This window comes from Streptomyces sp. SM11, assembly GCF_002910905.1.
Classification (GTDB): Bacteria; Actinomycetota; Actinomycetes; order Streptomycetales; family Streptomycetaceae; genus Streptomyces.
Window position 1 is genome coordinate 1 of sequence record NZ_NEUE01000252.1, and the last position, 13,528, is coordinate 13,528.

Annotated in this window: 13 protein-coding genes and 1 pseudogene; 11 read left to right on the forward strand and 3 right to left on the reverse strand. The window is 68.6% G+C overall.

Features of this window, described 5'->3' with window-relative positions:
* Positions 1-982 (forward strand): annotated as a pseudogene (locus tag B9S58_RS26970) (ISAzo13 family transposase); the annotation flags it as partial.
* A gap of 48 nt (positions 983-1,030) precedes the next feature.
* Entirely contained in the window at positions 1,031-1,864 is an 834-nt protein-coding gene (locus tag B9S58_RS26975; protein ID WP_374935711.1) for an IS701 family transposase, read from the forward strand.
* 237 nt (positions 1,865-2,101) lie between these two features.
* On the opposite strand, the gene B9S58_RS26985 is transcribed toward B9S58_RS26975, so the two are convergent.
* A complete protein-coding gene (locus B9S58_RS26985; protein WP_103534631.1) occupies positions 2,102-2,659 on the reverse strand; it encodes an ABATE domain-containing protein in 558 nt (185 codons plus the stop codon).
* 104 nt (positions 2,660-2,763) lie between these two features.
* On the opposite strand from B9S58_RS26985, the gene B9S58_RS26990 reads away from it, so the two are divergent.
* From B9S58_RS26990 to B9S58_RS27010, 5 genes are all read left to right on the forward strand, one after another.
* Complete coding sequence (locus tag B9S58_RS26990) at positions 2,764-3,078, forward strand: hypothetical protein (protein ID WP_258045080.1); 315 nt, start codon at positions 2,764-2,766, stop codon at positions 3,076-3,078.
* Between the two features lie 4 nt (positions 3,079-3,082).
* Positions 3,083-4,168, forward strand: a complete 1,086-nt coding sequence (locus tag B9S58_RS26995; protein ID WP_103534632.1) for a DNA alkylation repair protein — start codon at positions 3,083-3,085, stop codon at positions 4,166-4,168.
* 236 nt (positions 4,169-4,404) lie between these two features.
* The gene (locus B9S58_RS27000; RefSeq protein WP_219818919.1) at positions 4,405-5,004 is read left to right on the forward strand and encodes a hypothetical protein; all 600 of its coding nucleotides are present in this window, start codon (positions 4,405-4,407) and stop codon (positions 5,002-5,004) included.
* A 190-nt stretch (positions 5,005-5,194) separates the two neighbouring features.
* Positions 5,195-5,914: a hypothetical protein gene (locus B9S58_RS27005; protein WP_103534633.1), complete on the forward strand. Its 720-nt coding sequence runs from the start codon at positions 5,195-5,197 to the stop codon at positions 5,912-5,914.
* A gap of 410 nt (positions 5,915-6,324) precedes the next feature.
* Positions 6,325-7,203, forward strand: coding sequence for a hypothetical protein (locus tag B9S58_RS27010; RefSeq protein ID WP_146063570.1), 879 nt, complete (start codon positions 6,325-6,327; stop codon positions 7,201-7,203).
* 373 nt (positions 7,204-7,576) lie between these two features.
* Here the strand turns inward: B9S58_RS27010 and B9S58_RS27015 are convergent, their stop codons facing one another.
* Together B9S58_RS27015 and B9S58_RS39475 are read right to left on the reverse strand one after the other, a co-directional pair.
* Entirely contained in the window at positions 7,577-8,806 is a 1,230-nt protein-coding gene (locus tag B9S58_RS27015) for a damage-control phosphatase ARMT1 family protein (protein ID WP_103534635.1), read from the reverse strand.
* A 242-nt stretch (positions 8,807-9,048) separates the two neighbouring features.
* The gene (locus B9S58_RS39475) at positions 9,049-9,801 is read right to left on the reverse strand and encodes an ATP-binding protein (RefSeq protein ID WP_258045081.1); all 753 of its coding nucleotides are present in this window, start codon (positions 9,799-9,801) and stop codon (positions 9,049-9,051) included.
* A 331-nt stretch (positions 9,802-10,132) separates the two neighbouring features.
* On the opposite strand from B9S58_RS39475, the gene B9S58_RS27025 reads away from it, so the two are divergent.
* The 4 genes from B9S58_RS27025 (at position 10,133) to B9S58_RS39480 (ending at position 13,319) form a co-directional block, all read left to right on the forward strand.
* On the forward strand, positions 10,133-10,984 hold the full coding sequence (locus tag B9S58_RS27025) for a helix-turn-helix transcriptional regulator (RefSeq protein ID WP_103534636.1): 852 nt from the start codon (positions 10,133-10,135) through the stop codon (positions 10,982-10,984).
* 11 nt (positions 10,985-10,995) lie between these two features.
* A complete protein-coding gene (locus B9S58_RS27030) occupies positions 10,996-11,187 on the forward strand; it encodes a hypothetical protein (protein ID WP_103534637.1) in 192 nt (63 codons plus the stop codon).
* Positions 11,188-11,451: 264 nt separating this feature from the next.
* On the forward strand, positions 11,452-11,880 hold the full coding sequence (locus B9S58_RS27035) for a hypothetical protein (RefSeq protein ID WP_103534638.1): 429 nt from the start codon (positions 11,452-11,454) through the stop codon (positions 11,878-11,880).
* A complete protein-coding gene (locus B9S58_RS39480) occupies positions 11,877-13,319 on the forward strand; it encodes a caspase family protein (protein WP_258045082.1) in 1,443 nt (480 codons plus the stop codon). Before B9S58_RS27035 ends, B9S58_RS39480 begins: the two co-directional genes overlap by 4 nt.
* The last annotated feature ends 209 nt before the right edge of the window (positions 13,320-13,528 follow it).

Here is a 13,528-nt window from a genome sequence, read left to right on the forward strand (position 1 = left end):
AGCAGCCCATGGCGATCCCCTACGGGATCTACGACATTGCCAACAACAGCGGATGGGTCAACGTCGGCACCGACCACGACACCGCCCAGTTCGCGGTGGAGTCCATCCGACGCTGGTGGCAGCACCGCGGACGGGCGGACCACCCGAATGCCACCCGGCTCCTGATCACCGCCGACTCCGGCGGCTCCAACGACCCCCGCCGCTGGACCTGGAAGAGCAACCTTGCCACCTTCGCACGAGAGAGCGGCCTGGAGATCACGGTCTGTCACCTACCGCCGGGGACTTCGAAGTGGAACAAGATAGAACACCGGATGTTCTGTCACATCACCGCGAACTGGCGGGGGCGGCCCCTGACCAGCTACCAAGTCGTCCTCGAGACCATCGCCGCCACAACCACCAGGACCGGCCTGACCATCGGGGCCGAACTGGACACAGGCAGCTACGACCTCGGCATCAGCGTCACACCCGCCGAGTTCCACGCCCTTCCGATCACACCCAACGCCTTCCACGGTGACTGGAACTACACGCTGTCTCCCGTTCCACCGCGAGCGCCAGACGCGCCGGCAACGACACACCGGACCGACCCGGCCCTGACCGCGATGCTCACCGACCCGGCCCTGACCGGCATGTCACGAACCGCCTTCGAGCATCTGGTGGCGGTCTCGGAGCCTTTCTGGGACGCCTTGGCCGAGGCAGCATTCCAGCGACGCTTCCACCGCCCGCGCAGCTACCGCCACCCACAGACCAGCAGCGTGGACCACACCCACCGCCTCCTGGCAGCCATCCTGCGCCGCCGCAGAGCGGTGACCATGACGTTCCTGGCGCAACTACTGGGCGTCAACCGCACCAACCTGTCCATCCAGTACCAGGACGCGAAACGGCTCCTGGACATGCACCGGATCCTCGTCACGCCGATACCCGGATCGCCCGCCCGCACATTGGAACAGCTACACGCCCGAACAACCCCCGCGGAAACCCGTGACTGACAGTTATTGAAATACGGGCCCCCGGCCGGACCGAGAACTGCCAGATCGGCGTCTTCGCCGCCTACGCCTCCGTCCGGGGCAGGGCCCTGGTCGACCGCGAGCTCTACCTCCCGAAGTCCTGGACCGGAGACCGGGAACGCTGCCGCACCGCAAGGGTCCCCGACGAGCGGGAGTTCGCCACCAAGGGCGAACTGGCCCGGCACATGGTGCTGCGGGCCCTCGCCTCACCGCTGCCCATCGACTGGGTCACCGCGGATTCCGCCTACGGTCAGGACAGCCGATTCCGCCGGCTGCTGGAACAGTCGGGCGTCGGCTACGTGCTGGCCGTCCCCAAGTCCCAATTCTCCGTGGGTTGTTCACGGATCGAGGGTCTGTTCGCGCACGCCCCGGACGAAGCGTGGGAGAAGATCTCATGCGGCGACGGCGCGAAAGGGCCACGCGTCTACCACTGGGCAGCGGTGCGGCTGCCGGCCGTCGCCGAGTTCGACTGTCAGGGAGAGGCCCCTCATCGGATGCGGTGGGCACTGGCCCGGCGCAGCATCAGCAAGCCCGACGAGATTGCCTACTACCTCGCCTACACGCCCCTTCAAGTCACCGTCCAGGAGCTGGTGCGGGGCGCGGGGGCACGCTGGGCGATCGAGGAGTGCTTCCAGGCCGCGAAGAACGAGTGCGGCCTGGACCAGTACGAGGTCCGCCGCTACGTGGGCTGGTATCGGCACATCACTTTGGCCATGCTCGCGCATGCCTTCCTGGCCGCCACGGCACACCGGCCCAGGGAAGAGGGGGCGAAACAGGTGGGACAGCCTGGGCCATCGAGCTCACAGTGGCGGAGGTACGGCGACTCCTGGCAGCTTGTCGCGCCCAGCCCCCGCACCTGAGCGGACACCGAGGACGACACCACGCGCTGAGCTGGTCGAACTGGCGCCGCCGACGCCAAGCAGTCGCCCGCCGCTGTCACTACCAGCGGCGTTGTCGAACGATCGAGGGACGGTCTCCCTGAGACCGCCCCCGCACGACCGGAGGCCCGCTACACTCCCGCCACCCGGCGAAAGACCAGTTCAGACAGCAAACTCCTGCTGGAGTACTAATTCATCGACGGCCCCAGTCCCCTTGTCTCAATAGCTGTGGGTTCCCGTTTCTCGCGGCTGGCGCCGGGTGGACCTCGCCCGGTTGCCGCAGCCGAGGGAGCACCACGCCTGGTCACGTCGCCTGGCCAGGAAGAACATGCCGCAACTGGGGGCGTGGCAGCGCCGCACCCGCTGACGGTCTGGACCCGCGGCCAGGACGAGCGTCTCGCGGGCGACGACGGCGTCGGCGCCGCCGCCCTGTTCCTGCTGTGCGAGCAGGCCGTCGCTGGTCATCCGGAAGACGACGGGGGCGGACGAGGCGAGTTCGTTCAGGCGGCTCCGCAGGCTGTCGGTGAGCGGCCGCTGTTCGGCTGTCGCGTCCAGCGCGTCGCGGACCAACCCGCGCAGCTTCTCCAGTTCCTCCAAGGGGAGGGCGGCCAATCCTCGGTCGGCGGCGCAGGCGCGCCACCGCCTGGTGAGTTCCCGATCGGCGAGGAAGTCGACGTCGCCGCGCCCCAGGCCTGCGCCGACGACAACGGTGTTGGCCAGGTCGAGGACCGGGTCCTCGCCGATCCACGGCATTTCCTGCAGGTCCCGGATGGTCATGCCTCCCAATCTACTGGATTCAGGTCGGCGAACCCGTGATAGCTTCAGATCACGGATTTAATCTGCCAAATCCGTGAGTCACGTTTTCGACGAAGGGTGATGCCATGAGTACGACCATCGAGTACGTCAGGTTCGACACCGACGACCCCGCCGCCCTCACCGCCCACCGGGAGCAGCTCGTCGACCTGCTCAGGGAGAACTACGGCGACGGCTTCCAGGGTGCCCACCTCGCCCGGTTCGACGACGGCACCGTCCTGGACTTCATCATCTGGTCGTCCGCCGACGTCGCCGAGCGCGCGGCCAAGGAGATGCCGACCGCCCCCGGGCACAGGGCTTCTTCAGCCGGATCGGCACGGTGCATGAGATGCGGCACGCTCAGGTACTGCACACCGCGTAGCCCCCGAGATCAAGGAGAATGACGCTGTGCCCTCGGCAGACGAACTACTCAGCGCGGACACCGTCGCCGACCTCGCCCGATGCCTTGCGCGAGCCGGTGACGGGATCACGGCGCATGAGACCCGGGGGTGCGGCGCCCTCCTGGACGGGCTGAGCTTCACCGAGCGTGTCGCGCTGATCAGAGATGCCGTCCTGGCTGATATTCCCGCCGACTACCCGGCCTTCGCGAACGTGTTGCGCACCGCACTGCGGGACAGCGATTTCACCGGATGGATGATCTTCCCGGTCACCGAGGCCGTCGCCGTACGGGGCCTGGACGCCTTCGAGCCGGCGCTCGCCCTGCTTGCAGAACTCACCCCGCGTCTGACCGCGGAGATCGCCGTCCGACCGTTCCTCCGTGCCGACCTGGAACGCGCGCTGCGGGTCATGACGCCGTGGACCGCCCATCCCGACCTCCATGTCCGCCGACTGGCCAGTGAGGGCACGCGGCCAAGACTGCCCTGGGCGCCCCAGCTTCCGGATCTGATCGCGGATCCGACACCCGCACTGCCCCTGCTCGACGCGCTGTACCGGGATGACTCCGAGTACGTCCGCAGATCCGTGGCCAACCACCTCAACGACATCAGCCGTGACCACCCCGACATCGCCGCCGGTGTCGCGGCGCGCTGGCTGAGCGACCCGGCACCGACGACAACCCGGTTGGTACGGCACGGCCTGCGGACCTTGATCAAGTCCGGCCACGCCGGGGCCCTTACGCTGCTCGGCCACTCCCCGGACAGTCCCGTCGCTGTCGAGGGCCCGCACGTCCACGCCTCAGAGATCCAGGTCGGCGACTATCTGCTGTTCGACTACTCGGTGACCAACACTCACGATCAGACCGCTCACCTCGTCATCGACTACGTCGTCCACCATATGAAAGCCAACGGGACCCGCACTCCCAAGGTCTTCAAACTCGCCACACGGTCCCTGACTCCCGGCCAGACGTGGCGCGCGACACGCAGACACTCCTTCAAGCCGATCAGCACGCGGCGCTACCACCCGGGTGTCCATCTGGTGCAGCTCCAGGTCAACGGCCGATCCCATGGGGAAGCCTCGTTCACGCTGCACTGCTGAGGGCAACCGCCTCGCATCCCGCTTCGGTGGCGTATCCGCCATCGCGCCGCCACCCCAATGGGGCTTCCGCCACCAGAAACGGGAACCTGCATCCGCGCAGCTACCCCTTGGAATCCATCATCTAGCGAACCCCAGACGACGGGGAATGATCTATTTTCATTGCCTATACAGCTTATATCAGCATAGGTGCCACGCGGCGTTCCTGCTGTGCTCGCTCATGGTTCTGGGAGCTCGCTATGACGGCATGGTTTGCCAAGCACGTGGTCGACACCGGGCGGTTGCGGCTGTTCTGCTTCTTCACGGCGTTCATCGGGGCGTTCCTGTTCATCAGGTTCAGCGTGCGCATGATCCGGGCGGAGGTTTCCTGGTGGCCCGGCAACGTCACGCGCGGTGGGACGCACATCCATCACGCTGTCTTCGGTGTGGTGTTCGGAGTCGGTGCTGCCCTCGTCCTGGACGATTTCGCTCTGCTGCTCGATCTGAAGGACGTCTACTGGTCCGAACGCGGGCGGCTGTCTGTGGATGCCGTGTTCCTCGCCGTCGCGCTCACCGGTCTCGCTCTGACCGGTATCAAGCCACTGGGCCTTGACCGTGCCCTCGCTCCCAGGGATGCCAGTACCGGTCTGGTCGCGTGGATCGTCACCGCCACCATTCTGGTCAATCTCGCCCTGGTGGTGCTGGCGCTGGCCAAGGGCAAGACATGGAGTGGGCTCATCGGACTGTTCCTGCCCGGCCTGGCTCTCGTCGGCGCGGTCCGTCTCGCCCGCCCCCGTTCGCCCTGGGCCCGCGCTCGTCACGACGAGGGGCCGTGGAAGCTGCGAGGCCGAGGTGCGTGAGGAGCGGGTCCGCAAGCCGCTGGTGCGGGCGAAAGTCGCGTTTCAGGAGTTCTTGGCCGGGCGCTTCGGGTCGGGGCCTGAGGGCCCATGAGCATCGCGGAGCAACAGGCGGCCCCCACCGGGCCGACTCTGCATCGCAGACCGCGATTCGCTGGGCAGTTGAGCGAACGGCGTGTGCGATCTTGAGAGCATGGCGCATGAGGAAGCCGGGAGCGACGGGCACGGCAAAGGACTTCCGCTGGCCATCGGTGCGGTCCTGTTCCTTGTACTGCGGCTGTTCGCCGTCTCCGACTACGACTGGTACACCGCGTTCGCCGTGCTGCACACCGTCGATGTCGACGACAGCATCGCCGTGGTCATGGGCACCCTGATGGCCGACCCGATCGCCGCGGCCGTCTATCTCGCCCTGCTCACCCCGCTTGCTGTCCTCTGGCTGCCGCTGAGCGCGCCAAGGCACCGACGACGCACCGAGGAGGAGGCAGCGCGGCAGCCCCCGCGCCCCTCGCTGGGAAGCGGGCTCCTTCTCCTGCTCGGCGCCCTGGTGCCGCTCGCCGCGTATGTCTGGTCCTTCCGCGCCTGGTGGGTCCTGGCGACCACGGTCGCCCTCGGCGCGCTGCTCCTCGCGCTCGACCGCGCGTCGAAGGCCGGCAGCCGGCTGCGGCAACTGGCTCAGTGGACAGGCCGCCACCTCGGAAGGCTGATCCTGGCCGGATGGCTCCTCGCGGCGGCCACCGTCAACACCCCCTGGGTCCCCCTGGAACGCGTCGACCTGCACGATGAACCCCCCTTGCGCGGTTACGTCCTGCAGGCGGAACCCGGCTTCCTCAAGTTCCTCACCGAGAACCAGCGCGAGTTCCGCATCCTCACCGACCAGAACGTCGCCTCCAGGGAAGAAATTCAAGGGGACTGATGGTGCGGAGTGGGTCCTTCCGTGCGGTTCGCTGCCACTCGATGCTGTGATGTCGGGGCATCGCTGCCGGTCAGATACTCGAGGTTCGCTTGGGCTGCGGCATGGACATGCGCAAGCCGTACCCAAGCGATCTCGCCGATGAGCAGCGGGAGTTCATCGAACCCGTGATCACAGCGGTCACACTCGTACCGGGCTGGATGATCGTTTCAGCGGGTGACTTCTTACCGCCGCATGGGTGAGTGGGCAGTGATTCCGGTTCCGCTGTCCCTGGCATGAGGACTACAAACCCCTGTGCGGCCCTGGCTCGGGGCTGTCATTCACCGTCAGATTCCGTGAGCCGCTCCCGTACCCGCTCCCTGGGACGGGGCTGCGGCATGCGCTCTGTCCTTCGATGCCAGGAACGGTTCACCATGAAGATCACAACTCCTTGGCGATTGTTCGCCACGGCCGCAATCGCACTCGCCACCGTGGCGGGCGTCACGACGCCGGGGCAGGCGGAACCCGCCACACCCGCGCAGGGGACCGCCCCTACGGCTGCGGCCCTTCCCGGCTATCAGGTGATCCACGGCGGGCCGGCCACCGTGGACAACTTCGCTCGGATGTATATGGCCTGCCCGTCGGGCAAGGTCGTCGTGGGCGGCGGTGGCGAGGCCCAGGGTGCCGACGGTGTACTCGTCGGCAGCTTCCCCAGCTACGTCGGCGGCACCTACCGGTGGAACATCGTGGCACGGCAGGAGGACCAGAGCCAGGTGACCGTGACCGGGCACATCATCTGCGTCGACAGCACCGCCCTGCCCGGCTACCAACTCGTCAACCTGCCCAACGCCAATATGTCCAACGGGAGCTCACGCGAGGTCTCCTGCCCGTCGGGGAAGGTAGTGGTGGGCGGCGGAGCGGAGGCCCGAGGAACCAGCGCGACACTCCGCTTCAGCATCCCCATCCCCGCCAAGAAGGTCCCGTACTACTCATGGACGGCGAGCGGTCGGTCGCTCTCCGAGGACACGGTCGGCATCACTGTCGACGCGATCTGTGCGGACCCCTTGGCCGGGTACGAGATCATCGAATCGCCCGTGACGGAAACCCCCAACCCCACCCGGCTCACCGTGACCTGCCCCCAAGGGAAGGCCATCCTCGGCGGAGGCCCCGGCGGCTACAACACCGCCATCGTCAGCGCCAGCCGTCCCGAATTCATCGACTCCGCCCACGGCTATCGCTGGGCAACGTCCGTCCGCGAGCCCTCCCGCTCGACCGCCATCAGCAGTGCCAGCGCGATCTGCGCGAACACCTGACCCTGCTCGTCCCCGCCTCCGGACACGCCGGGATTCGGGGCGTCCGGGGGCAGGCCGCAGTACCTCCCTGATACCACCATCCGGGCCATATACGGGGTGCGCCTGGCTCCGAGCGGGCGGTACGTGCCCTTCCATCCGGCTTGCCATCGCTCAGTGACGTGACATTGAGTCATCGCCGCTGCTCAGGCGTTCAGGGTTCACCTTCCCTGACCTCAACCACGAAACAGACAAGAGCTCACGTTCCGCACTCTCTACCCCTGGTCTCGGGCCGGCATCGCACACAAGCCCTCGGCTCAGCAGTTCCGGGCGGTGGCACCCACCGGGCTGGTGATGTCCGGGAAGAGGCCCACCGGTTGTACCGCTCGCCCCCGCCCTACCGCCGCACCTGAATCAGCGCGTGCGTGCCACTGGTACGCCAGGCGCCCCCGGACCGCTCCAGAGCGTCCACCGCTCCCTCCTCCAGGCCGACGACGACATCGGACTTCAGGGTCCGGAGCGCCGCGACGGCCCCCGGGAAGTACCTGGTGAGATCGGCGAAGGACGCCGTCGCGTCCCACGACTGGTCGCCCACCAGGCGACGGTAGTTGAGGTCGCCCTTCAGGACGGTGAGCGCGGCGCCCCCGAACTCACCGCGAAGGTCCTCAGGCATCTCCCCGTACGGCTGCGGAGCGCAGAAGAACGGGTGGGTGCGGACCTCCAGGTCTCCTGCCCCCATGGCCTTCCACAGCCGGCCGCCGATCCTGCCGGCTTCTCCGGGCGCCTCGACGAGGCGACGGAGGCAGTCGACGACGTCAGCCGTCATCGCGTCGGAGACGTAGTAGGGGTAGGGCTTCACGTGAAGCACGACCCGGTCGGCACGCCGCTGTTCCAGGAGGTGGTCGATGAGGATCAGGTCGGGGATCAGCTCCCGGCCCGCGTTGTCCGCCACGACGGCGACCGTGGAGCCCGACCCGACGGGCAGAAGCCGCCACAGCAGGACGCTGTCGTCGGCGACCAGCGCGGGATCTGCGGTAGCTCCGGCCGCCGGCTCCCCCGCCGCGACCCGGAAGCCGAGGTCCGCGCGGTTGCCCCAGAGCGAGGCGTGCAGCAGGGCTGTGGCCCGCTCCTCGGCCGGCACGTTCGCGAGCGCGTCCAGGGCGCGCAGCTCCTCTTCCACCGCGCCGCCTCCCAGTTCGGCCTTCTTGAACGGCGCGAACGGATCGACTCCCCGCCATGGGCCGGTGCCGAAGTACCCGACCGCACCGAGGAGTCGGCGGTAGAAGTAGCTCTCCGCCCACAGGAACGGAGCGTCGTACCAGGAGCGGCCGAAGTACTCCTGTCCCGAGGCCGCCCAGCGCCCGTGATCGCGTTCCCCGGGGGCAAGCGGTTCGACAACGCCACGGGTGATCTCGTCCAGCAGGGCGTCGAGGGCCTCGTGCTGCCGTGGACCGTACGGGAACGCGTCCCGCACCTGCTGGACGAGAGCGGGGTGGCGCTTGGCCAGCACACCCCAGGCGAACGAACCGGGCTCGTTGCTCAGGATGACCGGAGCGTCCGACGCGGCGGTCGCCTTGGGGGCGTCGGCAGCCTCGTCACCCGAGGGGCGGGGGGTTTTCTCTGTCATGGTGTCCAAACCCTTCGTTGCTCGCTCATGTGTCCGTGATCCCCGGGGCGACGACGTCGGCCGCGCTCCCGCCAGCACCTCCCCTCGTACCACGATGCAGTACCGCGATACGGCCGGTTACCGCCCGCCTGCGCCGACGGACAGTGGCTGGTCCTCTCGGCCACCGCCCTCGACCAGCACCCGCCCGGAAGCGGAACCGGGCGCTACGAAGTCGGGGGCGGCGGCAGAAGGAGTACGCGGCGTCAGGCGGCTCGCCCGGGGGCCGCCCCGGAAGCAGCGTCGAACACCGGAGGAACGGGAGTGGCGGGCGGGGCAGGTGGGACGCGTACGAGCGTGGCCCAGGTGCACACACCGGCGGCGGGCGGCTGGGCGGCGGCGAAACCCCACTCCCCTTGGTGCCTCTCGGACAGTTCGCGTACCACCGCGAGGGAGACCTTGCGCCGCTCGGCGCACTGACCGGCGAGACGAGGCGCGAAGTGCGGGGCATGCGTGTCATGCACGACCACCTGAAGTACGCCGTCGGCCCGACGGAGCACCAGATGAACCATCTCTCCGGCCCCGGTGAAGCGGCAGGCGTGGACGGCGAGTTCGTGGACGAGTTCGAGCGCCGGCTCGATCAGCTCGTCCTCCACTCCGTGCACGTCGAGTACGGCGTCCGCCGCCTCGTGCGCGATCAGCGGGGTCGCGGTGGCCGAGGGGAGTGTCAGGCCGTAGACGAAGCGGGCGGCGGACGGCTCTCCGAGGTCCGGCGGGGGTGGCGGGCACTGCGTCACCCCCGCCGGGGCCCGAAGGGCGAACGGCGAGCCGAGAACGTAGGCGGGGAAGCCGGATCGCGGCCCCCCTCCGGCCCGTTCACGGCCGCTGCGGACCACGGGATCGGCGTCGGCCACCGAGGTGGGAACCGGATCGGAGACGGGGGCGGACGTGATGGCGGACATGTGGGCGGATGCGGTGACGGACACCGGGGCGGACACGATGGGCACGCTTTCGGGCATGACGACTCCGTTGGACGGCGCGGACGTTGGAGCATGGCCGCATCGATCACGACGCGGGTGACTTGTCGAGAGGCTCGTACGGCACATGAATCGTTCGGCGACGCGGCGCGTGGCAGTGGCTTGTCTCCCTGGCGCGAGCCCACCCCTCCCAGGGCAGGAGGACACGGGCAGGCTCACGCGATGCTCTTCTCGTTGCCTTGCGTGAGCGTCGCGTGACTTAAGGTAGGGCACCAGGTGGCTCATGTACCACTCATCCCGGAGATTCACCCCGAATGGATTGCGCGGGGCTCACCCGGCAGACTGGCCCACGGCCCGAGGAGAGAGGCGATCGATGCCGCCACGCACCACCCCCACGCAGCGTCAACGCAGGCTGGGCGCAGAGGTAAAGAAGTTGCGCACGGAGGCAGGGCTCACCGCCGAGTACGTTGCGGGCCTGCTCGGAATCGACCGGGGCAAGATCTCCAACATCGAGTCAGGTATCCGCACGATCAGTCCGGACCGGCTGCGAACGCTGGCGACGCACTGTGCCTGCGGGGACGAGCAGTACCTGATCGCTCTGGAAGAGATGGCCCAGCCGGCCAAACCCCAGTGGTGGTACGAGTATCGAGGCAGGGTCTCGCCAGGGCTGCTCGACATCGTCGAGCTGGAGTGGCACGCCAGCAGCATCCAGACGGCACAAACCGCCCACGTACCTGGCCTGCTTCAGACGGAGGACTACGCTCGCAGCATCTTCGCCGCCGTGCTACCGCCCCTCCCGCACCCCGAAGTCGAGCTGCGCCTGGCTCATCGCATGGACCGGCAGCGCGTGCTGGAACGCGCGGAGCCGCCTGCCTACACGGGGTACATCCACGAGGCCGCCCTGCGCATGCTCTTCGGAGGACGTGACGCCACCAGGGAGCAGCTGAAGGCTCTGATCGAGTGGAGCGAGAGGGACAACGTCCGGGTGCGAGTCATCCCGTTCGAACTCGGCAGCTTCCCTGGGGCAGGGCATGCCGCTCTGTACGCGAAGGGCCCGGTACCCCAGCTCGACACAGTGCAACTCGATACGGCACACGGCCCCGCGTTCATGCATGCCGAGCTGCAACTGTCGAAGTATCGGGCTCACTTGGAGTGGATGGACCGCATGAGCCTGTCCGTCACGGCATCGCGAGACCTCATCCGCAATATCATCAAGGACCTGTGAGGAGACCGATCGTGACAGACATCGAGTGGGAAGCCCCCTTCTGCGGGGAGGGCAACAACTGCTTCCGTATCGGCACCGACGCGGAAGGCAACGCCTACATAGCCGTAGCGGGCCAGGAGGACACCTACCTCACGGACACCCGCGAGGCATTGAGCGCACTCATCCAGGACATCAAGGCGGGCAAGGCCGACCATCTGCTGTGACGGTCCGGGGCAGGCCCGTGCGCCGCACGGCTGACGCCGCGCCCGCCCTCACGCGGGCCGGGGAACAGAGGCCAGAGCCGGCCGGTCGCCGGACACCGGGCCGGGGAACACAGTCGGCCGGTCGCCGGGCACCGCCCCGCCGAAGCTCGGAGGTGGCCGGATGCCGCCCTTCCCGTACGGCCTCGGCTGTCCCTCACGGAGGCCCGCGTGCCAAAGTCGCCGGACGGACCGAGCGAGCACGGACGCGAACGCAAGGAGCAGCACATGCGCGACGGGGGATCGCCGTGGACACTCACCGTGGCCACGGGCGGCGACACACTCCGGCAGGAACGCCTCACCCGGGATCTCCACGACACCCTGCACAGGGCGGACGGTCTCGTCGTCGGCTTCCATGACGCCGACGGGCCGGCCGAACCGGGCCGCAAGGGTACGGGCGTCGGTGAGGTGGCTCTCTGGGCCGCTACCACCGCCGCCACCACCGCCGCCGTCGCCCGCCCGGCGTCCCAGGTCCTGATCACCCTGATCAAGGAGTGGTGCGCCAAGGAGCGGCACCGCAAGGTCGTGGTCACCGTCGGGGACGACTCCATCCAGATCACGGGGCGTCCGGACGCGGCGCAGGAGCGCATGGTCCGGGAGTTCCAGGACCGGGTCGTCGGCGACGACGGTCCCGCATCGGATGACGGCGCGGCGTGACCCGCCTCCACAAGCGCCGGGCTCTCCTGATCGGCAACGAACACTACGACGACGGCCACTTCTCGCCGCTCGCTTCCGTACGGGCGGACGTATGGGGACTCGCCCAGGTACTGAAGCACCGCGGCATCGGCAACTTCGTCTCCGTACAGACGGAGTCCGATCTCACCGCGGACGACATGCGGGCGGCCATCGGAGAGTTCCTCCAGGAGCGCGACGAGGACGAACTCGCGCTCGTGTACGTCTCCGGGCACGGTGAGCGCACCGTACGTGACGGCGGCGAGTTCCACTTCATCGCCCGGGACACCGCATCCGACCGGGTGGCCGCGACCGGTGTCAGCGCCGGTTTCCTCAACGACGCGCTGGAGGAGTGCGTCGCCCCGCAGAAGATCGTGATGATCGACTGCTGCCGCAGCGGCGGGTTCGCCATGGGGCTGCGTACGTCGGACCGGCAGGACGACGGCTCCGTGGCCAAGTCCGGCGAGCGGCCCCCGCTGACCAGCAGGGGCGTGTACGTCCTGTCGTCCTCGCGGGCCGGCGAGGACTCGTACGCGGACGCGGGCGGCGGCGACGACGTGAAGCCGTCGGCGTTCACCGGCGAGGTCATCGAGGCGCTGCGCACGGGGAAGGTCAGCAAGGACGGCGGCAGCGCGGTAACGGTCAGCGACCTGTTCCACCACGTCAACCGGCGTATGCGTGCCCAGGACGGCGGGCGTCAGGTGCCCGTGCAGTCCGCGCTCGGCGTCGACGACCGCATCGTCATCGCGGACAGCCCCTTCGGCCTGGCCCCCGTCCTCGATCCTCTGAGTTCCCGACCCCGGACCGCCGCCGCCGGAGAAGCGACACCGCCAGGCGCCGCGAAATCCGCTCACGCGCAGCCCACCTGGACCGACCTCCTGGACTACTACCGCGAGTGCGTCCTGGCCGAGGGCGCCGAGACACCGCTGATGGACGTGAACCGCCAGGACACGTCGTACGTGTGCCTGGACGGTGCGGAGAGGTTCATCTCCGGAGACGTCGACGACGACGGCTGCGTCTCGCTCCCCGCGGAAGCGGCCCCGCTGGTGGACTCGGCGGCCGAGGAGGACGCCGAACTCTGGGCGGGTTACCCGGCCGTGGTCCTCACCGGGCCTCGCACCGGGCGCCCCTGGCAGCAGCCGAAGTTCGCGCCCCTGCTGGTACGAGGGCGAGGTGCGGCTGAAGCCGTACGGACCGGTCCAGCCGCATCCTCAGCTCGCGCACGACTGGCTGGGCGAGGACGAGGCCAACCAGCTCATCGACACGTTTCAGCCGTCCTGGCATCGAGGACAGCACGACCGGATGGCGGTGGAGGTACGGAACCTCCTCACACAGGAGTTCGAGCTGCCCTGCGTGCAGGAGCTCCGTCCGGACCAGCTCGCCGACCGTATCGACGTCCGCACGCCCGGCCACGGGGCCCGTAACACCGCGGTCCTGTTCGCGGCGCGCCCCCAGACAGGTTTCACGAGGAGTCTCCTCAACGACTTCGCCGGCATCGTCGAACAGACGGACCGGATCGGGAAGAACGCCCTCGGCGCCCTCGCGCCCGACGCCTCGCAGCGCGCCCGAGCCCTCGCCCACACGGACCCCGGCCCGGTGCGCCTCGTGACGCCGCTGCCCTCCAACGAGGCGC

What these genes read in the sequence shown, in the direction of transcription:
- B9S58_RS26985 (WP_103534631.1), bottom strand. Translation starts at nt 2,659, where the DNA reads ATGACCATCCGGGACCTGCAGGAAATGCCGTGGATCGGCGAGGACCCG.
- B9S58_RS26990 (WP_258045080.1), top strand. Translation starts at nt 2,764, where the DNA reads ATGAGTACGACCATCGAGTACGTCAGGTTCGACACCGACGACCCCGCC.
- B9S58_RS27000 (WP_219818919.1), top strand. Translation starts at nt 4,405, where the DNA reads ATGACGGCATGGTTTGCCAAGCACGTGGTCGACACCGGGCGGTTGCGG.
- B9S58_RS27005 (WP_103534633.1), top strand. Translation starts at nt 5,195, where the DNA reads ATGGCGCATGAGGAAGCCGGGAGCGACGGGCACGGCAAAGGACTTCCG.
- B9S58_RS27010 (WP_146063570.1), top strand. Translation starts at nt 6,325, where the DNA reads ATGAAGATCACAACTCCTTGGCGATTGTTCGCCACGGCCGCAATCGCA.
- B9S58_RS27015 (WP_103534635.1), bottom strand. Translation starts at nt 8,806, where the DNA reads ATGACAGAGAAAACCCCCCGCCCCTCGGGTGACGAGGCTGCCGACGCC.
- B9S58_RS39475 (WP_258045081.1), bottom strand. Translation starts at nt 9,801, where the DNA reads ATGCCCGAAAGCGTGCCCATCGTGTCCGCCCCGGTGTCCGTCACCGCA.
- B9S58_RS27025 (WP_103534636.1), top strand. Translation starts at nt 10,133, where the DNA reads ATGCCGCCACGCACCACCCCCACGCAGCGTCAACGCAGGCTGGGCGCA.
- B9S58_RS27035 (WP_103534638.1), top strand. Translation starts at nt 11,452, where the DNA reads ATGCGCGACGGGGGATCGCCGTGGACACTCACCGTGGCCACGGGCGGC.